This window comes from Arthrobacter sp. GmRoot5-12, from assembly GCF_059739365.1.
This window is the reverse complement of the sequence record NZ_AP046056.1, coordinates 3,419,366-3,439,793: the sequence shown is the minus strand read 5'-3', so window position 1 is coordinate 3,439,793 and position 20,428 is coordinate 3,419,366. Positions and strand designations below refer to the sequence as shown.

Here is a 20,428-nt window from a genome sequence, read left to right as displayed (position 1 = left end):
GGGGTTGGGCGCTGGTCCGGTTCCCCGTCCTGCGCGGCGGGGTCAGACCCCTGCTTTATAGCCGACACCACGCACCGTCAATACGACTTCCGGAGCTTCCGGGTCCTGCTCGATCTTGGACCGCAGGCGCTGGACATGGACGTTGACAAGCCGGGTGTCAGCGGCGTGGCGATAGCCCCAGACCTGCTCCAGCAGCAGTTCCCGGGTAAAGACCTGCCAAGGCTTGCGGGCCAGCGCCACCAGGAGGTCGAACTCCAGCGGCGTCAAGGAGATCCGCTCATTGCCCCGGCTGACCGTGTGCCCGGCGACGTCGATGGTGATGTCCGCGATGCGCAGCGTTTCGGGGGCTTTCTGGTCCCCCGGGCGAAGGCGGGCACGCACGCGTGCCACCAGCTCGGCAGGCTTGAACGGCTTAGGCACGTAGTCGTCAGCCCCGGATTCCAGCCCGCGGACGACGTCTGAGGTATCGGACTTGGCGGTCAGCATGACGATGGGCACGTCCGACTCGCCGCGGATCTGGCGGCAGACCTCTATGCCATCCATACCGGGAAGCATGAGATCGAGCAGGACCAGGTCCGGCCGCGATGACCGGAATACGTCCAGGGCCTGGGCGCCGTCGGCGCAAAAGACCGGCTCGAAGCCGTCATTACGGAGGACAATTCCAATCATCTCGGCCAGCGCTTCGTCATCATCTACCACCAGAATGCGTGCCTTCATAGCTATATATTCCCTTATCGGGATGGGTTTGTCCTGTTGAGCGGCTTCCGGCATGGCGGGGCACTAGGCCGTCCGGCGCCGGAACTATAGTCTTGGGGTCATGCCCCGCGTGGCCGGTGCGCCCTTTTGCCGGGTGCATTTCCGGCGCAGGAGCAGGCGGACTGGTATTGGGGGAGGAATCAGTGTCACCACAGGAGTCGGGGCCCGGGGAGCCGGCGCAGGAGCAGCCAGGCGTTGGACACGACGACGTCGGGCCGGCTTCCGCAGGCGGGCCCGGGCCGGTGCCGCCCGCCCGGGAACAGCAGTGGGACCTGCCCTGGACGCCGCCCGCGGGCCAGCACGCAGGCCCCTGGCCGGGAACCGAGCCGCGGCAGCAATCTCCCCTATGGCAGCAACCGCAGTGGCAACAGCAGCCCGGACAGCACCCGCCCCGAAATGCCCCGTACCCTGACGCCCCCTACCCTGGCGCCCCGTCCCCCGGAGCCTTCCCATCCGGCGGCCCGGCCTACGGGACCCCGGGATACAGCGGCCAGCCTTACGGCGGACCCCCAGATATCCGGTCGCCGTATTCCGGCGGTTCCTACGGCGCCTGGCCCTCAGCGCAGCCCAGGTATGCAGCCCCGCCCAAACCCGGGATCATTCCGTTGCGGCCGCTGTTGTTCGGGGAGGTCCTGGACGGTTCCTTCCAGGCCATCAGGCGCAACGCCAAGGCGATGCTCGGCGCCGGCCTCCTGGCGCAGTCCCTGTCAGCCATCCTCGCGGCGGTGCTAACGGGAGTTTTCGCGACGTCGTCGGGGTCCATCGAAGCCTGGGCCCGGACGGCGAGCAACACCGATATAGCTTCCCTGGGATTCGGGCTGATGGCCACCTTCGTCCTGTTGTCCATCCTGTCCGTCTTCATCACCGTTGTCCTCCAAGGTGCCATGGTGGTCCCGGTAGCCCGGTCCGTCCTTAACCAGCCCACCGGCTTCCGGCGCATGCTGTCGTTGGCGCGCCCAAGGTTTGGGTCACTGATCAGGTTGGCGGCGCTGCTGGTTGCAGCCGTGCTGGCCACGGCGATCGTTTTCGTCGCCGTCGTCGTGCTCCTGTTCTCCAACGTCCGTGGCGCGGGAGCCCTGCTGGTCATCCCCCTGATGCTGGCCTTCGGCGCCGGGTTTCTCTGGGTGGCGGTCAAGCTCATGGTGGCGCCCGCCGCCGTCGTTATCGAAGAACTCGGGGCGTTTGCCGGCCTTCGCCGGTCCTGGAAACTGACCAGGGGCAACTGGTGGCGGATCTTTGGCATCACCCTGGTGGTGGGGATCCTGGTGGCCGTCATCACCCAGGTGGTCCTGATCCCGGCCAGCATCCTGCCAACGGTCCTCTCCGGGGTGGTCTCGCCGCACGGCGGCAGCGGGCAGGAAGCAACGCTCGCCGTGGCCGTCGGCATCTTCACCGCGGTGGTCGGTGCCCTGGTGGGCGCGGTCGGTTACGCCTTCCAGACGTCAGTCATGGCGTTGCTCTACATGGACCTGCGGATGCGCCGGGACGGCCTGGACATTGCGCTGCTGCACCAATTGGAGAACGGCGCTGATCCTGACGGCATCCCGGGCCGGGGCGCGCACCCCGGCAACCACCGCCCGTATCCCGGATATGGAGCCTCGCCTGGAGCCTGGCCTTATGGCGGCTGAGCCACCCGTGCGTCCGGGTGCCGGGGAGGCACGGCGCTGGGCGGAGGAGGAATTGGCCAAACGGGAGTACCGTGATGCCGCCCCCTCATGGCTCGGCACCCTGTGGCGGAACTTCTTGGACTGGCTGCAGTCCCTGGATGGCTCCCAGGGAGACGCTGCCCCGGTGCCAAGCCCCGTCATCGCCCTCGTTATTGCCGCCATCATCGCGGCTGCCATCATCCTGGCCCGCCCCCGCCTGCACGCCCGGTCCCGGCAGGCCAGGGACGTCTTCGAACGGGATCCCACCCTTGGTGCCACCGACTACCGGGCCCGTGCGGAAGCGGCGGCCGCCGCCGGAAAGTGGGGGGACGCCGTCGTCGACCGCTTCCGCGCGGTGGTCCGGAGTGCGGAGGACCGGGCCATCCTGGACCCGCAGCCCGGCCGCACTGCCGACGAAGCGGCCCGGGCCTTGTCCGTTCCGTTCAGCAGCCAGTCCGGGCGCCTTGCCCGGGCAGCGGCCACTTTCGACGGGGTCCGCTACGGAAACAGGGCGGCCGACAGCGGGAACTACCGGCAGATGGTGGAGATTGATACCGCCTTGGACGCCATGAAGCCCGCCACCGCCGGCACTGCGGCGGTGACGCCGTGACCGGCCTTCCCGCCATCGGCGAGAAACCCCGGGACGCGGGCAGGGAACCGGACGGTGGCAAGCAACCGGCCACCGGATCCGTGGCTGACAACCGGAGGATTCGGGGTTGGCTGCGGCGGCACCGCGGCCTGACCGCGGCGGCAATGGTGGTGGCTGCGGGGCTGGCACTTGTCGTGGGCACGCAACTCGCTCCGAAGGGTGACGCCGTTCCCCTCTCGGTCCGCAATGCCGCGCCGGAAGGGGCCAGGGCGCTGGCGCAGATCCTGGGCCGGCACGGGGTTTCCGTTCACACACCCGGCCGGTTCGATGCAGCGCTGGCGGACCTGCGCTCCGGCTCCTCCCCCACCCTCCTGCTCTACGACAGGAACGGCATCCTGGGTGCCCAGCAGCTGGCCGACCTGAGAGCGGAGGCAGACCGGGTGGTGGTGCTCTCCCCACGGCTGGAGACGCTCACCGCCCTTGACAGCGGCATCCACCAGGCCGGCGTTGTTCCCGATGCCTTCCCGATCCTTGATGCCGGGTGTTCCCACCCTGACGCGGAAGCTGCGGGACAGATCACGGGACAGGGAGGATTTGTGTACGACGGCGGCACGTCCTGTTTCCGGACAGCAGGAACCGCCGGAATGCTTGCCATCAGCGGCGATGGCCGCCTGGCCGTGCTGGGCAGCACGGCCGTCCTGGGCAACGGGAGGCTGGACGAACTGGGAAACGCCGCGCTTGCCACCAGGTTGCTCGGCGCGTCGCCTGACCTGGTCTGGTACCTGCCCTCGATTGAGGACGCAGCATCCAACGGATCCGGGAAAACCCTCGATGACATTGCTCCGGCCTGGGCCCGCTTCCTGGGCCCCTGGCTGCTCCTGGTGGCGGTGACGGCCGTCGTGTGGCGGGGCCGGCGGCACGGGCCGCTCGTATTCGAGCCGTTGCCGGTGGTGGTCAAGGCTGTTGAGACGGCCGAGGGACGTGCCCGGCTCTACCAGGACGCGCGCGCCATCGACCAGGCACGGGACAACCTCCGGGCCGGCCTGCTGGTCCGGTTGTCCGGGAAGCTGCGGATGGGACCAGGCGCCACCGCCGAGGACACGATTTCGGCAGCAGCCCGGCTCCTGAACCGGGACGCCACTGAAGTCCGCACGCTGATCAACGAACGCCCCGCAACCGAGGCCCGGCTGGTTGCCTGGTCGCAGGCCTTGGACAAACTCGAGAAAGAGGTCAAGATCCGATGAGCGAACAGAGCAGTGGCCAGCGGGTCCTTAATACGGTTGACGACGACGGCGCTCGGCAGGCGCTGCTTGCGGTCCGCCGGGAGGTGGCCAAGGCGGTGGTGGGGCAGGATGCCACCGTCACCGGCCTCCTGATTGCACTGCTTTCCCAGGGGCATGTGCTGCTGGAGGGCGTCCCCGGAGTTGCAAAGACCCTGCTGGTCCGGGCGTTGTCCTCCGCGCTGAGCCTGGACACCAAGCGGGTGCAGTTCACCCCCGACCTCATGCCGGGTGACGTCACCGGTTCCCTGGTCTACGACTCGCACACCTCCGAGTTCAGCTTCCGGGAAGGACCGGTCTTCACCAACCTCCTGCTGGCGGACGAGATCAACCGGACTCCTCCAAAGACCCAGGCTTCACTCCTCGAAGCCATGGAAGAGCGGCAGGTGTCTGTGGACGGCGTCTCCCGGCGGCTGCCCTCGCCATTCCTGGTGGCGGCCACCCAGAACCCCGTGGAGTACGAGGGGACCTATCCCCTGCCTGAGGCACAGCTGGACCGGTTCCTCCTGAAGCTCACCATGCCGCTGCCTGAACGCAGGGATGAGATAGAAGTCATCCGCCGCCACGCCGCCGGGTTCGATCCGCGGGACCTGGCTGCGGCCGGCGTCCGGGCCGTGGCCGGCGCGGAGGACCTGGAACAGGCGCGGGAGGCAGTGGGCCGGGTGGCGGTGGAACCGGAAATTATCGGCTACATCGTTGACCTGGTGCGCGCCACCCGGTCAGCGCCTTCATTCCAGCTTGGCGTCTCACCGCGTGGCGCCACCGCCCTGCTGAACACGTCAAGGTCGTGGGCGTGGCTCTCCGGCCGTCCTTTCGTGACCCCGGACGACGTCAAGGCGCTGGCTTTGCCCTGTTTGCGGCACCGGGTGGCGCTGCAGCCCGAAGCGCAGATGGACGGGGTCCGGGTGGACGACGTCCTGGGCAGCATCCTGGCCGCCGTCCCCGTTCCGCGCTGATGGCCATCTCCGGGCGCTTCGTGGCAGTGGCGCTGCTGGGACTTGTACCGGTACTGCTGTTCCCGGAATGGCTGACGGTCCTGGCCACGATCGCGGTGCTTGTGGGACTGCTGGGGGCCGACCTGCTGGTGGCGGCGCCACTCCGGCAGGTCAATCTGGTGCGTGCCAAACCGGAGAACGTAACCCTGAACAATACGGTGGAGGCGGCGCTCACCATCCGTAACGGCGGCAGCAGGCGGCTTCGGGGATCGTTCCGGGACGGGTGGCAACCTTCCGCCGGTGCCCGGAACCCCGTCCAGGATATTGATGTCCCGGCCGGGGAAGGCAGGCGGTTCGCGGTTCGGCTCCGGCCGGTCCGGCGGGGTGACCTCTCAGCGCCGCATGTGACGCTTCGGTCCTTTGGTCCGCTGCACCTGGCAGCCCGCCAGCGGACCATTGACTGTCCGGGCTCGGTGCGGGTGCTGCCGCCCTTCCATTCCCGACGCCACCTGCCGTCAAAGCTGCGGAAGCTGCGTGAACTTGATGGGAAGGCGGCAGTCCAGGTCCGGGGCGCGGGCACCGAGTTCGATTCCCTGCGGGACTATGTCCGCGGTGACGACGTACGCTCCATCGACTGGCGCGCCACTGCCCGGCGCTCCTCCGTGGTGGTCCGGACCTGGCGCCCGGAACGGGACCGGCGCGTGGTGATGGTCCTGGATACGTCCCGTACCGCCGCAGCAAGGATCGTGGACGAATCGCGCCTGGACACCGGGATAGAGGCTGCGCTCCTTCTGAGTGTCCTGGCCGAACGGGGTGGCGACCGGGTGGACTTGGTAGCCTTCGACCGCAGGGTCCGGGCGCGGGCGGGCTCTGCCGGGCAGGGCAATATCCTGGGCCGGCTGGTCCAGGCCATGGCTCCGCTTGAGGCCGAGCTGATTGAGATGGATTGGCCTGCGGTCCCGGCCCAGGTCCGTGCTGTTTCGGCGCACCGGTCGCTGGTGGTGCTGTTGACGTCGCTGGACAGCGGGGCGCCGGAGGAGGGCCTGCTTCCCGTGGCGGAGCGGCTGGCGAGCCAGCATGTCGTGGTGGTGGCGGCTGTCCGCGACCCGCAGCTGGGCGCCATGCTCCGGGAACGGAACGATGCCACGGCGGTGTTCCGCGCGGCCGCGGCCGAGCGCGCCCTCCTGCAGCGGGCGGCGGTGTCAGCCGAGCTGCGCCGCTACGGGGTGGAAGTGGTGGACGCCGAGCCCCACGAGTTGCCGCCCCGGCTGGCGGACATGTACATCCGGCTCAAGGCTGCCGGTAGATTGTGAATCCGGAGGCTATCGTCTCCCCCGGCAACAGGAGGTCCACTTCATGAACGTCCCGATCTACCAGCAGGCCCTGGGCCGGGAATTCTCCCGGCTGCAGCCCGAGCTCCAGGAGTACTTCTCGCTGGTCCCGGGATCCGGCCAGTACGGCGTAGGGGAAGGAACGTTCGACGTCGTGGGGTGCCGCCAGCGGTGGCTGCGCCCTTTGCTGCGGGTCACCGGGGGCGAAGAGGCCTTCTTCCCCGAGTACGGGGAGAACGTTCCGTTCCGGATCGAGAACCACGCCCACCAGGATCCGTTCGGCCGTTCCAGCCTTACCGCCCGGCGCGAGATCCGGTTCCCGGCGCGCACCCGGCTTTTCCAGGACACCACCAGCGTCACCAACCGGGGTGGCACCACCCAGCTGGTGGACTACGTGGGCAGATACCGGCGCCTGGTGACCGACCTGAACCTGAGCGTCACCGCTGCCGGAAGGCTGCGCGGTGTCTCAGAGGCGTCGCGGCTCTTCCTGGGCCCGCTCCGGGTCCCGCTTCCGGCAGGCCTGGACGCCAAGGCGTACGCCGAACAGTGGTGGGATCCCGCGGAAGGAAGCAACGGGCGGCACCGCATCCAGGTGAAGGTCATCCAGCCGCAGATCGGCCTGGTGCTGGTGTACGCGGGCGCCTTCGATTACCGGCTGCGGCCCTACACTGGCGGCAGTTCCGCCCAAAGCTTCCTGCCCCGCTACGCCCAGCCGGACCGCTGGGAGAACAGGGTGTAGCCCTATCCCAGCGCCTGCTGGTTCAGGTCGTCGGCCACCTGGATCAGCCGGCCCAGGACGGCGGTGGCCTGCGCAGGTGTGTGGCCTGCCAGTCCTGCTGAAGGCGTCACCCGGATGGCGCCAAGCAGCGACGGCGGAAGACCCAGCTGGCGCCACGGACGCCATACTGACTCCACGCAGTCGGCGACCCTGGGCAGCGGGGCGCCGGCGGGGACGTCCAGCGCACCGGCCCAGAACTGTTTCCCTGACTCCAGTGCTGCGGCAAGCTGTTCCCACTGGCGGTTGGTCAGTGCCTTGAGCGGCAGGGCGACGCCGTCCGCACCGGCCGCCAGGACCAGCTCGATCGGCGCTTCGATTTCAGGACATGAGACAACAACCTCAGCGGCACCGGCCGAGCGGAGGGCGTCCAGGACCAGGCGCCAGGATTCGCGCGCTTCCGATGCCGGCACTGCGCGGAGGGTGCGGTAACCGCTCGCCGTGGGTATGGTTCCGGCCAGCACGGCGGCGATGGCGGGCTCGTCCACCTGCACCACCAGGCGTGCACCCGGTACGGCCGCCGCAACCCGGCGAAGGTAACCGCCGACGCCCGCGGCAAGGGACGCGGCCACGTCCCGGCGGGCTCCGTAGTCCAGGAGGGCGCGCTCCCCGTTATGCAAGTGCAGGCCGGCGGCAAGGCTGAGCGGCCCCACCAGCTGCACCTTGAGTTCACCCGCCGACACGTCCTCGCCCCCGGCCACGTCGGCGAGGACATTCAGGTCGGTGGACAGCGCCGACACGGCACGCTGCATGTCCTTGCCGGGGCGGTCAACAAGCCGCCATCCGTAGGGCTGGACGTCCACCGCCAGCTCTTCCAGGAACGAGGCCGTACGGCCCAGGGCGTCTGAGCCGACACCGCGGTCGGGCAGTTCGGCGAGGAATGGCAGGTGCGGGCTGCCGAGCTCGCCGCGGATGATCCGGGCGGCTTCCAGCGGGTCCTCGCCCGGCCACGGTCCCAGTCCGGTGGCCGTCACTTCCCTGGCTGTGACCTCCTGGAAGGGAGCCGCGGCCGGACGCGGGGCTGGGCCCCTTTGGTGCTGTTCCCGGCTCACGCCAGTGCGGAAGTCTGCGGCTGCTGGCCCGACGAGGCCTGGTGGTCCTCGGCGATGGCCTCGTGATGGCGGATCACCTCGCCGATGATGAAGTTGAGGAACTTCTCCGCGAATGCCGGGTCAAGGTGGGCGTCCTCGGCGAGGCGTCGCAGCCTCGCGATCTGGGCTGCTTCACGTCCTGGGTCGCCGGCCGGAAGGCGGTGTGTTGCCTTCAGGAAGCCCACTTTTTGTGTGGCCTTGAATCGCTCGGCCAGGAGGTACACCAGGGTGGCATCAATGTTGTCGATGCTGGAGCGGATGGACAGCAGTTCAGCCATCACCGAATCGTCCACGTGGCCAGCCAGTGAGCTGGCGGAGGGATCAAAATCGTCGGAGCCAGGAGTGCTGGGGTTGTGCTGCGTCATGGCTCCAGTCTATGGGAGCCGACGGAATCGACGCGGGTGTGAAGCGCCGGTGCGGCCGTCCGCCGGCACCGGCGCCCCACACTGCGGGCCTGGAGGGTCAGATGCCCAGGAGTGCCCGGTGCTCCTCCCGGCGTTTGGCCTGTTCGGCCGGGTCCGGCACGGGCAGGGAGGCGATCAGCCGGCGCGTGTAGTCATGCTGGGGGTTCCCCATGACCTGGCTTCCGATCCCCTGCTCCACCAGCTTGCCCTTGTACAGCACGCCCACCCACGAGGACAGGATGTCCACTACAGCCAGGTCATGGCTGATGAACAGGCAGCCGAAGCCGAACTCCTCCTGGATGTCCCTGAACAGCTCCAGGACCTTTGCCTGCACCGAAACGTCCAGGGCCGACGTCGGCTCATCCGCTATCAGCAGCCGCGGGTTCAGGCTCAGCGCCCGCGCCAGTGATGCCCGCTGCCGCTGGCCGCCGGACAGTTCGTGCGGGTAACGGGCCGCGTACGACGCCGGCAGCTGGACTGATTCGAGCAGCTCACCGACGCGTTTCCGCGCCTGGGCCGGGCTTGGATTTGTGTGGATGACCATAGGTTCGGCGATGCATTCCCCGATGGTCAGCTGCGGGTTGAAGGAGGCGGCGGGGTCCTGGAACACGAAGCCGATGTCCTTGCGGAGCGGCTTGAAAGTGCGTTCGCGAAGGTTGAGCATCTCATAGCCCAGCACCTTCAGGCTGCCGCCGGTGGTCCGGTTGAGCCCGGCGATGGCCCGCCCGATGGTGGTCTTGCCGGACCCCGATTCGCCCACCAGGCCGAAAACCTCACCCCTGGACAGGGTGAAGCTGACGCCGTCCACGGCCTTGAAAGCGGGGGTGCCGAGCCGCCCCGGATACTCGATGACCAGGTTGTCAGCAGCCACAAGGACTTCCTCATCCTGGTGGCGCCGTTCGGTAAGGCCTGCGGACGCGGAATTCCGGCCCAGGTGCGGGACTGCAGCCAGGAGCTTGCGGGTGTAGTCCTGGCGGGGTTCAGCGAACAACGTCTTCGCCGGGGCTTCCTCCACAACGTCGCCCTGGTACATCACCACCACGCGGTCCGCCAGGTCAGCCACCACGCCCATGTTGTGCGTGATCAGCACTATGGACGTGCCGTACTTGTCGCGAAGGTCTCGCAGCAGCTCCAGGATCTCGGCCTGGACGGTGACGTCGAGGGCGGTGGTGGGCTCGTCGGCGACAATCAGTCCGGGGTTCAGCGCCAGCGCGGCGGCGATCACCACGCGCTGCTTCTGCCCTCCGGAGAACTGGTGCGGGTAATAGTTGACGCGGTGTTCCGGGTCAGGGATGCCCACCTTGCGGAGCGCCTCGATTGCCCGTGCTTTGGCCTCCTTTGCCGAGACGCGGCCTCCGCCATCCACGGCGGCGTGGGCGCGAATCCCCTCGGCGATCTGCCAGCCCACTGTGAATACGGGGTTCAGGGCCGTGGACGGCTCCTGGAACACCATGGCCACATCCCGGCCGCGGATCTGCCGCAGCCGGTGCGGACTGAGGCTGATGATGTTGGTGCCGTTGATCAGGACCGCGCCGGAACTCGTGGCGGTTTCCGGGAGCAGGCCCAGGATGGTTTTGGCCGTGACGGTCTTGCCGGAGCCGGACTCCCCCACGATGGCAAGGACCTCACCCTTCCTGACGTTGAGGCTCACGTCCTTGACTGCGTGGACGTCGCCTGCGTCCGTGGCGAACGTGACCTGCAGGTGGTCGATGTCGAGCACGTGCTGGCCGGCGTCGGGCTGGTGTACCGGCGACGGGTCGATGTTGCCTGTCATGAATTCCTCACTTCTGCAGCGATGGCCTCATTGGCCACCGGGGCCGGCGCCGTGCCGCCGGCACGCTTGCGTCCGCGCAGGCGCGGGTCGTTCAGGTCATTAATGCTCTCCCCGACCAAGGTGAGTCCGACGACCGTCAGGACTATGGCCAAGCCAGGGAACACACCGGTCCACCAGATGCCCGAGGAGGCATCGGAAAGTGCCTTGTTCAGGTCAAATCCCCATTCCGCAGCGGAGCTCGGCTCAATGCCAAAGCCCAGGAAGCCCAGCCCTGCCAAAGTCAGGATGGCTTCCGATGCGTTGAGGGTGAAGATCAATGGCAGGGTCCTGGTGGCGTTGGCGAAAATGTGCCGGCCGATGATCCTGGCGCTGGAGGCACCTACCACCTGGGCGGATTCCACGAACGGTTCGGCTTTCAGCCGTATGGTTTCGGCACGTATCACCCGGAAGTACTGCGGGACAAACACTGCGGTGATCGCCAGCCCGCAGGCGAGGATTCCACCCCAGAATCCGGACTGCCCCTTATTGATCGCGATGGACATAACGATCGCTACGAGGAGGGTCGGAAAGGCATAGATGGCATCAGCAACCACCACAAGAACCCGGTCCAGCCAGCCACCAATGTAGCCACTGACGAGCCCCAGAAATACCCCGAGGAAGATTGACATCACGACAGCGGCCACAAGCACCGCTGCGGCTGTCTGTGATCCCCAGATCACGCGTGACAGGACGTCGTAGCCTCCAACAGTCGTCCCCCATGGGTGCTTGCCACCGGGTTCCGCCTGGGCCGGAAACGAGCCTGCTTCATCGGAAATCTGGGAGAAACCATAGGGCGCCAGCAGCGGCGCGAAAACAGCAGCCACCACAAAAACAACACAAAGCACGACGCCGATCAGCAGCATCGTGCGCTGCAGGCCAACGCTTTGGCGGATGTGGGAGGCCACCGGCAGGCGGTCGAGCAGCGGCTTTTTGGGATGGGGCAGGGCTTCGTTATTCATCAGTACCTCACCCGCGGATCAATCAGGGCGGCCGCAATGTCCACCACGAAATTGGTGACCGCAACGATGACGGCCAGAAGCATGACTATCCCCTGAACCGCAACAAAGTCACGCGCCGTCAGGTACTGCGCCAGCTGATACCCAAGGCCCTTCCACTCAAAAGTGGTTTCCGTCAGCACTGCGCCGCCGAGCATCAAGGCGATCTGCAGGCCCATAACGGTGATGATGGGGATCAGGGCCGGCTTGTAGGCATGCTTTGTCACAAGCCGGAATTCGCTGACTCCACGGGAGCGGCCGGCCTCAACATAATCCTTGCCCAGGGTGCCAATGACGTTGGTGCGGACCAGGCGCAGGAAAACACCGGCTGTAAGCAGGCCGAGGGCGACGGCAGGCAGAACCGCGTGGTGGACGATGTCGCCAAAAGCTGCCAGGTCACCGCTGCGCAGGGCGTCCAGCCAGTAGATCCGGCTGGGCGCTGCCAGCCTGCCCATCGCCAGTTCCGTTGTGGTGGATGCACGGCCCGCGACGGGGAACCAGCCCAAGCCTACGGAAAAGACCAGCTTCAGCAGCAGACCTGCGAAGAAGACAGGAGTGGCGTAGCAAAGAATGGCAAACAACCGCAGGAGGGCGTCCGGAACCTTATCGCGTTTGTGGGCGGCAAACATCCCCAGCGGAATCCCCACCAGCAGCGCCACGATCAAGGCATTGATGCTCAGTTCCAGCGTGGCGGCCCCGAAAGTGGTCAGCATCTCGATGACGGGCCGCCCGTCTGAGATGGTCCTTCCGAAGTTGCCTGTGGCGATGTTGCCAAGGTACTCGACGTACTGAATGAACAGGCTCCGGTCATAACCAGCCTGGTGGATCAACGCATCAATCTGCTCCTGCGGCAGGCGTCCGCCTTGGGATGCGGTGATGGGATCGCCAGTGATCCGCATCAGGAAGAAGACCAGGGTGACGAGGATGAAGATCGTCGGAAAGATAAGCAGGAAGCGGATCAGGATGTATCTCCCGAGGCCACCTCCCGCGGATTTGGATTTGGGCGGCGCTACCGTTGGCGGCGGCGCATCGATCATTGTGGCCATGCTGTCCCTGCTTGGTAAGAAAACGAAAGATGTGGGGCCAACAGTTAGGAGGCGGAGCCGCGCAGGCCCCACCTCCTAAGCTGGCGGATTGGTGATTACTTGGAAACGGTCCCGAGCCTGAACTTGAAGGATGCGTCCAATGTGGAATCCACGCCCTTCACGTTTTTCCCTGAAACGGCCACCTGGGCTCCCTGCAGCAGCGGCAGGGTGGAAATGTCCTTGGCCAGTTGGTTTTGAATGTCCTGGATAGTCTTAACACGCTCCGATTTGTCGGCAGTGACCAACTGCTTGGCAATCAGCGCTTCGACGTCGGTGTTGGAGTAGTGGTTGTTGAAGAAGCCGCCCTTAGGGAAGAAGGGGGTCAGGTAGTTGTCCGCATCACTGAAGTCCGGGAACCAGCCAAGCTGGAAGACGGGGTAGCTGTCCTTCTTCGATGCCGAGTTGTAGGTGACCCACTCGGTGGACTGCAGATCTACGGTAAAGAGGCCGCTCTTCTCCAATTGGTCCTTGACCATGGCATATTCGTCACCCGAGGACTTGCCATAGTGGTCCGGGTTGTACTGCAGTTTGAGATTGACCGGACCGCTGATGCCGGCGTCGCTGAGGACCTTCTTCGCCTTGTCCAGGCTCGGCTTGCCGCTTCCGTCGCCGTACGCCTGCTTGAAGGATTCGTTGGCGCCGAGGAAACCGGACGGAACATTGGACCACATGGGCAGATAGGTGCCCTTGTAGACCTGGTCGGAAATGGCCTGGCGGTCAACGAGGTTGGCCATGGCCTGCCGCACGGCCAGCGCCTTCTTAGGATCTGCTTCGGGAGTCTTGGCGCCGAAGGGCATGGTGTCGAAGTTGAAGACGATGTACCGCATCTCGCCGCCGGGCCCGACGTTGACCTTGACGTTGGAGTCCTTTTTGAGGTCGTCAATGTCCGTGGCGCTGAGGCTGCGGTTGGCAACGTCGATCTGCCCACCCTTGACTTCCAGCTTCATGTTGGTCTGGTCGGTGTAGTACTTAATGGTGGCGCCGGAATTGGCCGGTTTGCCGAGGACACCGTTGTAATCGGGCCAAGCCGTGAGGCTCACCAGCGTGTTCTTGTTGTAGGAGTCGATAACGTACTGGCCGTGGAAGGCCTTGGCCTTGACGATCTCCTCGTCACTGAGGAGTTTGTCCGCCGGGAAGACTTCATCGTCGACAATGGGGGCCGCTGGACTTTGCAGGATCTGGGTGAAGGTCTGATCGTTGGCCTGCTTGAGGGTGAACACCACTGTGGTGGCATCCGGGGTGGCAATGGACTGGATGTTGGTCAGCAGGGATGCAGGCCCGTTGGGATCAGCGATCTTGACCTGGCGGTCGAACGAAAACTTCACGTCTTTGGAGTCCAGTACGTGCCCATTGGCCCATTTAAGGCCGCTCTTCATCTTGACCGTGAATTCCGTGGGTTTAGTAAAGGAACCCGATTCGGCCAGGTCCGGTGCAGGTTCGGCGCCGCCGGGCTTGGAGTTCATCAGGAAGGAGTAGATCTGGTTCATCACCATGAACGAACCGTTGTCGTACGACCCCGCCGGGTCCAGGGCAGTGACTTTGTCGGTGGTGCCGTAAGCAATGATGCTGCCTGCACTTCCCGATGCTGTGCTGCTTCCGCCTCCGGACGGGCCTGTGCAGGCCGTCATTGCCAGCGCGGAAATGCCTGCCAGCGCGATCGCGCCATGCAGGGCTTTGTTGCTCTTCGTCATCTGTGAGCTTTCTGTCCGATGAGAACGTGCGCTCCGGGCACATGGGCGTGGGTGCCCCTGCCCCGGAGCACAGGGCTGATCCCTAGATTCAATCAGAGAGTCAGCCCTCGGGACGGCCAATTTGTGAGTTGAAACACAAAATTTATCTCATTGGTACCCCTGCCCACTGGTCGGACTGCGGATGCAGGCGCCTGAGGGACAGGAATCGGCCGGAAACGCCAAAGCACCGCCCCGGCGACAACCGGGACGGTGCTTTGGGATGGTGTGGCTAGAGCGCGGCGCGCTGCAGCGACCGGGCGGTGTCGATGGTGGCCTGGCCCAGTACCCGGCTGCCCTGGTAGAGCACCACTGTCTGGCCGGGGGCCACCCCCCTCAGGGGCGTCACCAGCCGGACCACCAGCTGGCCTCCGGCTCCGTCCGTGGCAGGCTCCATCCTGGCAGTGGCCGGCACCGGGTCCCCGTGCGCCCGGACCTGGGCGTAGCAGTCGAACTCAGCTCCCGTTTCCACCTCGGCGATCGGAAGTCCCGCCCAGGACACCTTGATGCCGCGGATCTCGTCGATCGCCAGCAGCGCCTCGGGACCCACCACCACCTTGTTTTCCTTGGGCCGGATTTCCAGGACGAAGCGGGGCTTGCCGTCGGCAGCGGGAGTTCCGAGTTTTAGTCCGCGCCGCTGGCCGACCGTGAACGCGTTGGCTCCCGGGTGCTCCCCCACCTTCGCGCCGGTCTCGTCGACAATGTCGCCGGTGGTCATGTCGATTTTTTCCGCAAGCCAACCCGCCGTGTCGCCGTCGGGAATGAAGCAAATGTCATGGCTGTCCGGCTTGTTGGCGACAGACAGGCCCCGCCGCTCCGCTTCGGCACGCACCTCGGCCTTGGACGGGGTGTCGGCCAGCGGGAACATGGAGTGCTTGAGCTGTTCGTGGGTGAGGACGCCAAGGACGTAGCTCTGGTCCTTGGCCCAGTCCGCGGCGCGGTGCAGTTCCCGGTTGCCGTGGGCGTCTTCGATCACCTTGGCGTAGTGGCCGGTGCACACGGCATCAAAGCCCAGGGCGATGGCCTTTTCCAGCAGGGCCGCGAACTTGATGCGTTCGTTGCAGCGCATGCAGGGGTTTGGCGTCCTGCCGGCCGCGTATTCATCGATGAAGTCCTGGACGACGTCTTCCTTGAAGCGCTCCGAGAAATCCCACACGTAATAGGGAATGCCCAAAACGTCGCAGGCGCGCCAGGCATCCCGGGAGTCCTCAATGGTGCAGCAGCCGCGGCTGCCCGTGCGCAGGGTGCCGGGCATGCGCGAGAGGGCCAGGTGGACGCCGACGACGTCGTGCCCGGCCTCCACCGCGCGGGCGGCGGCAACAGCGGAGTCCACTCCGCCGCTCATGGCTGCTAGTACTCGCATGCTGGCCTTCTGTTGGGGGATATGTTCTTCCGGGCCGGGCTGGGACCCACCGGCAGCGGAAACGATCTTCGCCTATCTATTCTACGGTGGCAGGCAAATCGGCCGGCACGATCCAGGCCGGTATGGGCACGAAGAACGTCGGGTGGCGCGTTCACACGCCGCGCAGCGCCTGCCGCGCCACGGTTCCTGCCGTCTGGATGGAGGACTCGTGCCCGGCCATGCCGGCCTGGCGGGCCCGCGCATAAGCCTCCGGAAGCGCCTTCAGCAAAGCATCAACGTCGGCCTCGGTGGACGCGTGCCCCAGGCTGAAACGCTGGGCTCCGCGTGCCGTTTCCTCGTCCAGGCCCATGGCGAGCAGCACGTGGGATGGCCGCGGCACGCCGGCGGTGCACGCCGAGCCGGTGGATGATTCGACGCCGGCCAGGTCAAGAAGGAACAGCAGCGAGTCACCTTCGCAGCCGGGGAACGTGAAATGGGCATTGCCTGGCAGCCGGCCGCCGTGGGGTGCCCCGCGGAGGACGGCCTCCGGAACGCTTTCCCGGACGCCCTCGATCAGGCGGTCACGCAGTGCGGCAATCCGCGCCGCTTCCGCCGGCAGCCCGGCGGTGACGGCCTCCGCGGCGGCAGCGAAGGCAGCGATGGAGGCGGTGTCCAGCGTGCCGGAGCGGACATCACGTTCCTGGCCGCCGCCGTGCTGTACCGGCGTCAGTTTTACAGCGCGGCCCAGCAGGAGTGCGCCCACGCCCACCGGGCCGCCGATCTTGTGTCCGGAGATGGACATCGCGTCCAGGCCCGATTCCTTGAAGTGCACCGGGACGGAGCCGAATGCCTGGACGGCGTCCGAGTGCACGGGGACGCCGGCGGCATGGGCCAGCTCAACCACCCGGTGGATGGGCTGGATGGTGCCCACCTCGTTGTTCGCCCACATCACGGTCACCAGGGCCACGGCGGCGGGGTCGCGCGCGAGCTCGGCTTCGAGGACGTCGAGGTCCAGGACACCCTTGCCGTCCACCGGCAGCCAGGTCACGTCGGCACCCTCGTGGCGTTCGAGCCATTCGACGGTGTCCAGCACCGCATGATGTTCGACGGCGGAGCAAAGGATGCGGCGCCGGTGTGGGTCCTCTGCCACGCGGGACCAGTACATGCCCTTCACTGCGAGGTTGTCCGATTCGGTGCCTCCGGAGGTGAAAATTACCTCGGAGGGGTGGGCTCCCGCGGCCGCTGCGATCACCTCGCGCGCATCCTCAACGGCACGGCGCGCCCGGCGTCCCGATCCATGAAGCGACGACGGGTTCCCGGTCCGGGCCAGTTCACGCGTCAGGGCGGCGAGCGCCGCTGCGGACAGCGGAGTGGTGGCGGCATGGTCGAGATAGGCGGGCATCCCCCAATTCTATCGTGGCCTGCCGCCGCATCCCCGGGGAGCCGGTCAGTCCCCGCCGGTAATCCTCGCGCAGCAATGGCCGGCGCCGGCAGCTGGGGCAACGCGCTCTTCCGGACTGCCACACCCCACCGCGGCCCCGCGCAGGAAGGCGCCGTTCATATCGCACACCACTGCCGCATGTGCCCGCGACAGGCGGTGGAACGGGCAGTTGGGAAGCAGGTAACCGCCCTCGCCGTCGTGCTCTGGCTGGTAGCCCGATTCGGTCAGGAACTCTTCCAGGTCCCCCGCCGCTTCCGCCAGTTCCCGGCCCTTCAGGAAGGCGGCCGCGCGGAGCGACTCAGCCACAGGCGCGCCGTCGGCCTGGGAGGCTTCGATGGCGGTCGCCATGAGTTCCCCGGCGAGGTCATAGTTCCGGTCCGGCACCGACGCGCCGATTTCACTCCCCACTGTCCGGTACATCTTGGCGGGGCGGCCGGAGCCCGGTCCCGTCCTTCCTGCGGGCTTGTGGAACTCCACGGCCAGCAAACCGTCCTGGACCAGCCTGTCCAGGTGGAATGACACTGTGCTGCGGGCCATGCCTGCGGCCTCGGCAACATCGTCGCGCCCCAGCGGCCGTGGTGATGATGCCACGAGCTCGAAAAGATGCAGCCTCTTGGCGTCCGTCAGCGAGGCAACGGCAGCAATCCTGTCAGCCCAGGGAAGTCGGTACATAATGCCCACCAATCCAAAGTCAAGATCTATTGATTATAGAACGTGCGCTTTCTAAAATGGGCATACCTACTTTTAGAAGGAGAACACCATGAAATCAGCGTCGGCAGTGCGGGCCCAGCACGCATCAACCACCATGCCGGCGGCCCGGCAGGCGTTCGTGCTGCTGCGTACCGTCTTCACCGTTGCTCCGGTCCTTTTCGGCCTGGACAAGTTCACGAACATCCTGACTGACTGGACCATCTACCTGGCGCCCCACGCAACAGCGGTGGTGCCGCTGCCGCCCCAGACCTTCATGTACATCGTCGGCGCAGTGGAGATCATCGCGGGCATCGTCGTGGCTGTCCGGCCGAAGTATGGTTCGCTGCTCGTGGCGGCGTGGCTGGCAGGGATCATCGTCAACCTGCTCCTGCTGGGAAGTTTCTACGACGTGGCCCTCCGGGACTTCGGGCTGCTGGTCGGCGCGCTGGCCCTTAACCGGCTGTCGATGGGGACCAGCCGAACTGCTGCCTGACGCCGCTGGCGCCGGCCAGGCGCAAGCACTACAGACAGCGCACAGCATTACTCACGGCGCGGAGCGTTGTGCACACCCAAAGCCGTCGGCAGCTGAGCCCTCCAGCCGCCGGCGGTTTTACGAGCCGGACCCCGCGCCCCAGCCCTGCAACAGGGCCCGTGCATGCACGCTGTCCGGGCTCAAGCAGACGGAGGCAGCAACGGCAGGTAGCGGACCACCTCGTCGCGCGCCGTGGCCAAGGTGGCCGGATCCGGGCAGGACACGGATATATAGGCCGAGGAGCCTGCGGTGCCGAAGACCCTCGCCAGCACGGCGGTGGACCTTCCGCCGGGAGCCGTCTGCTCCAGTGCCAGCACTTCCACATTCTTGCCGGGAGCCTCGGGGGTACCACCCCACCGCAAAGTCCCGGTCTTCAGGTACGAGGGCTGGATGGTGGCGTCCAGGTACTGGAAAAGGGCGACAGACGATTCACGGTCATCGCCGCGGACCAGCGGCCCCTGGCCCGTACTGACCCGTGCGGCGACAACGCACCCATCCGCCTTAACGTATTCGCTGGCGCCCGACACGTTGTCCTTGGTGACCTTCCAGCCGGGCACGTCCTTCAGCCCGTCAGAAATTCCCACCGGCACCCCGGGCGCCAAGGTGCCACCGGCGGCAAAGGGCAGGTCCCGTCCCGCCACTGCAGCGGCGTCGTGGCCCGGGGTGATGGTTGGCGTGGACAGAACGGGCGTGCTGGCAGGGGCAGCAGGCACGGAAGGATCCCGGACGTCCACGCTGCAGCCGCCAAGAAGCACCGCAACCAGGCCTGCAATGGCGGGCTGCACTCCCCGGTTCCATGCCCTGCCGGCCCGTCCCGCCGTCGTCGGCATATCCGTCTCCAGTCCGTCGCATCCCCTTCGGCCGGTGTCCGGCCGCGCAGGCAAGAGTCTAGACGCCGTCCGCCGGGAACCTGGAAGCCCCGGACATTCGTTGTTACGGCAGGCCCATCAACCGTGCTGGCTAGACTGGGCGGGCACTTTGCTTTCCCTGCGGAGAATTAAGACGCCGCGCATCAAGAAAAGGAAGATCTTGACCGAGAGCAGCAGCTCCCACTACCAGGTCCTTCGCGTGGCCGTCACCGCCACCGAAAAGGAAATCAAGGTGGCGTACCGGCGCGCTGCCAGGGCGGCACACCCGGACCACGGGGGTGACGCCGCAACCTTCCGCCGGGTGACCGCCGCGTACGAGACCCTCATCGATCCGCAGCGCCGGAAAGCCTACGACCGCACCTATGGCGCGGGTGCGGTCCGTGACACGTCCGACGGCGGCGCCCACTTTGATGCGCCCGCCGCCGGAAGCCGGGCCTCTGCCACCGTCCGCAGGCCGGACAACGGCAGGAACACCGCAGGCGACCCGCCGGTCTACGTTCCGCCGTACGAGGCAGCCGGCTCCGCGGTCCCGCTCATTCCCCTTGCCCAGGCCAGCCAACAAGAACACGGGATGCCGCGGAAACGGGGTATCTTCGGTGCCGAGGCCCGCATCCAGCGAGAGATGCGCACCGTTCAGCTGCTGACCCGGCAGGTGCTTCCGGCCATCCCGGCCGCGCGGCTCATCAACGGCCTGCAGTCGCCCGCGGACAACAGCCACATCGACCACGCGGTCCTGTCCGGCTACCGGCTGGCCCTGGTCAACTCCATGCTGCTGCCCAAGGGCGCCTATGCATGGGACGGCCGGACCCTCAACCACGGCGGCCGCGCGGTGGCACCACCGCAGCTCGCCCGCGTGGTGTGGGCCATGCAGGACATCTTTCCCGAGCTCAACGTCACCGGATGGACCGTGGTGCACAGCCCGGACGGCAACCTCCACGAACCCGTGATCGACCACCACCGGCGCCCCGCGGGCGCCCTGGAGACCGTCCAGATCGTCAATGCCGCCGGCATGGTGCGCGGCCTGAAGGAGTTCCTGGCATCGGGCCCTGCCCCGAACACCGTCAACGTTCCGGTCCTCGCAAGGCTGCTGCGGGGGATGCACTAAGAACGGATCGCTAGGATGGGGA

General features: G+C 66.7%; 19 protein-coding genes. 8 read left to right on the top strand and 11 right to left on the bottom strand.

All coding sequences use genetic code 11. The features are described from left to right. Nucleotides 1-42 precede the first annotated feature (42 nt). Nucleotides 43-717 (bottom strand): MtrAB system response regulator MtrA, encoded by a 675-nt coding sequence (mtrA, locus tag AC6JAM_RS15915; RefSeq protein WP_018768515.1) that lies wholly within the window; start codon nt 715-717, stop codon nt 43-45. A 182-nt stretch (nt 718-899) separates the two neighbouring features. On the opposite strand from mtrA, the gene AC6JAM_RS15910 reads away from it, so the two are divergent. From AC6JAM_RS15910 to AC6JAM_RS15885, 6 genes are read left to right on the top strand one after another with little or no spacing between them, the layout of a single operon-like run. Further along, nucleotides 900-2,384: a DUF7847 domain-containing protein gene (locus AC6JAM_RS15910; RefSeq protein WP_497935238.1), complete on the top strand. Its 1,485-nt coding sequence runs from the start codon at nt 900-902 to the stop codon at nt 2,382-2,384. Then, the gene (locus tag AC6JAM_RS15905; protein ID WP_497935237.1) at nt 2,374-3,012 is read left to right on the top strand and encodes a DUF4129 domain-containing protein; all 639 of its coding nucleotides are present in this window, start codon (nt 2,374-2,376) and stop codon (nt 3,010-3,012) included. The genes AC6JAM_RS15910 and AC6JAM_RS15905 overlap by 11 nt, the downstream gene beginning before the upstream one ends. Beyond that, nucleotides 3,009-4,235 carry a DUF4350 domain-containing protein gene (locus AC6JAM_RS15900; RefSeq protein ID WP_497935236.1) on the top strand — a complete coding sequence of 409 codons (1,227 nt, stop codon included), beginning with the start codon at nt 3,009-3,011 and terminating at the stop codon, nt 4,233-4,235. Before AC6JAM_RS15905 ends, AC6JAM_RS15900 begins: the two co-directional genes overlap by 4 nt. Further along, nucleotides 4,232-5,227, top strand: coding sequence for an AAA family ATPase (locus AC6JAM_RS15895; RefSeq protein ID WP_497935235.1), 996 nt, complete (start codon nt 4,232-4,234; stop codon nt 5,225-5,227). The genes AC6JAM_RS15900 and AC6JAM_RS15895 overlap by 4 nt, the downstream gene beginning before the upstream one ends. Next, the gene (locus tag AC6JAM_RS15890; protein WP_497935234.1) at nt 5,227-6,519 is read left to right on the top strand and encodes a DUF58 domain-containing protein; all 1,293 of its coding nucleotides are present in this window, start codon (nt 5,227-5,229) and stop codon (nt 6,517-6,519) included. Before AC6JAM_RS15895 ends, AC6JAM_RS15890 begins: the two co-directional genes overlap by 1 nt. A gap of 43 nt (nt 6,520-6,562) precedes the next feature. Continuing rightward, a complete protein-coding gene (locus tag AC6JAM_RS15885) occupies nt 6,563-7,276 on the top strand; it encodes a DUF4166 domain-containing protein (RefSeq protein WP_056388107.1) in 714 nt (237 codons plus the stop codon). A gap of 2 nt (nt 7,277-7,278) precedes the next feature. Here AC6JAM_RS15885 and AC6JAM_RS15880 read toward each other — a convergent pair whose 3' ends face one another. The 9 genes from AC6JAM_RS15880 to AC6JAM_RS15840 all read right to left on the bottom strand — a co-directional run bounded on the left by AC6JAM_RS15880 (nt 7,279) and on the right by AC6JAM_RS15840 (nt 17,882). After that, complete coding sequence (locus AC6JAM_RS15880) at nt 7,279-8,286, bottom strand: uroporphyrinogen decarboxylase/cobalamine-independent methonine synthase family protein (protein WP_497935233.1); 1,008 nt, start codon at nt 8,284-8,286, stop codon at nt 7,279-7,281. A gap of 74 nt (nt 8,287-8,360) precedes the next feature. Then, nucleotides 8,361-8,768 (bottom strand): chorismate mutase, encoded by a 408-nt coding sequence (locus AC6JAM_RS15875; protein ID WP_056388109.1) that lies wholly within the window; start codon nt 8,766-8,768, stop codon nt 8,361-8,363. A 97-nt stretch (nt 8,769-8,865) separates the two neighbouring features. Further along, the gene (locus AC6JAM_RS15870) at nt 8,866-10,581 is read right to left on the bottom strand and encodes an ABC transporter ATP-binding protein (protein ID WP_056388110.1); all 1,716 of its coding nucleotides are present in this window, start codon (nt 10,579-10,581) and stop codon (nt 8,866-8,868) included. After that, nucleotides 10,578-11,579, bottom strand: coding sequence for an ABC transporter permease (locus AC6JAM_RS15865; RefSeq protein WP_018768525.1), 1,002 nt, complete (start codon nt 11,577-11,579; stop codon nt 10,578-10,580). Before AC6JAM_RS15865 ends, AC6JAM_RS15870 begins: the two co-directional genes overlap by 4 nt. Beyond that, a complete protein-coding gene (locus AC6JAM_RS15860; RefSeq protein WP_018768526.1) occupies nt 11,579-12,661 on the bottom strand; it encodes an ABC transporter permease in 1,083 nt (360 codons plus the stop codon). The genes AC6JAM_RS15865 and AC6JAM_RS15860 overlap by 1 nt, the downstream gene beginning before the upstream one ends. Nucleotides 12,662-12,756: 95 nt before the next feature. After that, nucleotides 12,757-14,391 (bottom strand): ABC transporter substrate-binding protein, encoded by a 1,635-nt coding sequence (locus tag AC6JAM_RS15855; protein WP_056388114.1) that lies wholly within the window; start codon nt 14,389-14,391, stop codon nt 12,757-12,759. Nucleotides 14,392-14,659: 268 nt separating this feature from the next. Then, nucleotides 14,660-15,790 carry a tRNA 2-thiouridine(34) synthase MnmA gene (gene mnmA, locus AC6JAM_RS15850; protein ID WP_056388115.1) on the bottom strand — a complete coding sequence of 377 codons (1,131 nt, stop codon included), beginning with the start codon at nt 15,788-15,790 and terminating at the stop codon, nt 14,660-14,662. 151 nt (nt 15,791-15,941) lie between these two features. Further along, nucleotides 15,942-17,171 (bottom strand): cysteine desulfurase family protein, encoded by a 1,230-nt coding sequence (locus AC6JAM_RS15845; protein WP_497935232.1) that lies wholly within the window; start codon nt 17,169-17,171, stop codon nt 15,942-15,944. Between the two features lie 45 nt (nt 17,172-17,216). After that, on the bottom strand, nt 17,217-17,882 hold the full coding sequence (locus tag AC6JAM_RS15840) for a helix-turn-helix transcriptional regulator (protein WP_268003323.1): 666 nt from the start codon (nt 17,880-17,882) through the stop codon (nt 17,217-17,219). Nucleotides 17,883-17,970: 88 nt separating this feature from the next. On the opposite strand from AC6JAM_RS15840, the gene AC6JAM_RS15835 reads away from it, so the two are divergent. Continuing rightward, nucleotides 17,971-18,393: a hypothetical protein gene (locus AC6JAM_RS15835; RefSeq protein ID WP_497935231.1), complete on the top strand. Its 423-nt coding sequence runs from the start codon at nt 17,971-17,973 to the stop codon at nt 18,391-18,393. A gap of 179 nt (nt 18,394-18,572) precedes the next feature. Here AC6JAM_RS15835 and AC6JAM_RS15830 read toward each other — a convergent pair whose 3' ends face one another. Next, nucleotides 18,573-19,262: a hypothetical protein gene (locus AC6JAM_RS15830; RefSeq protein ID WP_497935230.1), complete on the bottom strand. Its 690-nt coding sequence runs from the start codon at nt 19,260-19,262 to the stop codon at nt 18,573-18,575. Nucleotides 19,263-19,461: 199 nt separating this feature from the next. On the opposite strand from AC6JAM_RS15830, the gene AC6JAM_RS15825 reads away from it, so the two are divergent. After that, entirely contained in the window at nt 19,462-20,406 is a 945-nt protein-coding gene (locus AC6JAM_RS15825; RefSeq protein ID WP_497935229.1) for a J domain-containing protein, read from the top strand. The last annotated feature ends 22 nt before the right edge of the window (nt 20,407-20,428 follow it).

Coding starts and splice junctions, on each gene's coding strand:
- mtrA (WP_018768515.1), bottom strand. CDS start 717: ATGAAGGCACGCATTCTGGTGGTAGATGATGACGAAGCGCTGGCCGAG.
- AC6JAM_RS15905 (WP_497935237.1), top strand. CDS start 2,374: ATGGCGGCTGAGCCACCCGTGCGTCCGGGTGCCGGGGAGGCACGGCGC.
- AC6JAM_RS15895 (WP_497935235.1), top strand. CDS start 4,232: ATGAGCGAACAGAGCAGTGGCCAGCGGGTCCTTAATACGGTTGACGAC.
- AC6JAM_RS15890 (WP_497935234.1), top strand. CDS start 5,227: ATGGCCATCTCCGGGCGCTTCGTGGCAGTGGCGCTGCTGGGACTTGTA.
- AC6JAM_RS15885 (WP_056388107.1), top strand. CDS start 6,563: ATGAACGTCCCGATCTACCAGCAGGCCCTGGGCCGGGAATTCTCCCGG.
- AC6JAM_RS15875 (WP_056388109.1), bottom strand. CDS start 8,768: ATGACGCAGCACAACCCCAGCACTCCTGGCTCCGACGATTTTGATCCC.
- AC6JAM_RS15870 (WP_056388110.1), bottom strand. CDS start 10,581: ATGACAGGCAACATCGACCCGTCGCCGGTACACCAGCCCGACGCCGGC.
- AC6JAM_RS15865 (WP_018768525.1), bottom strand. CDS start 11,579: ATGAATAACGAAGCCCTGCCCCATCCCAAAAAGCCGCTGCTCGACCGC.
- AC6JAM_RS15860 (WP_018768526.1), bottom strand. CDS start 12,661: ATGGCCACAATGATCGATGCGCCGCCGCCAACGGTAGCGCCGCCCAAA.
- AC6JAM_RS15855 (WP_056388114.1), bottom strand. CDS start 14,391: ATGACGAAGAGCAACAAAGCCCTGCATGGCGCGATCGCGCTGGCAGGC.
- mnmA (WP_056388115.1), bottom strand. CDS start 15,790: ATGCGAGTACTAGCAGCCATGAGCGGCGGAGTGGACTCCGCTGTTGCC.
- AC6JAM_RS15845 (WP_497935232.1), bottom strand. CDS start 17,171: ATGCCCGCCTATCTCGACCATGCCGCCACCACTCCGCTGTCCGCAGCG.
- AC6JAM_RS15840 (WP_268003323.1), bottom strand. CDS start 17,882: ATGTACCGACTTCCCTGGGCTGACAGGATTGCTGCCGTTGCCTCGCTG.
- AC6JAM_RS15835 (WP_497935231.1), top strand. CDS start 17,971: ATGAAATCAGCGTCGGCAGTGCGGGCCCAGCACGCATCAACCACCATG.
- AC6JAM_RS15830 (WP_497935230.1), bottom strand. CDS start 19,262: ATGCCGACGACGGCGGGACGGGCCGGCAGGGCATGGAACCGGGGAGTG.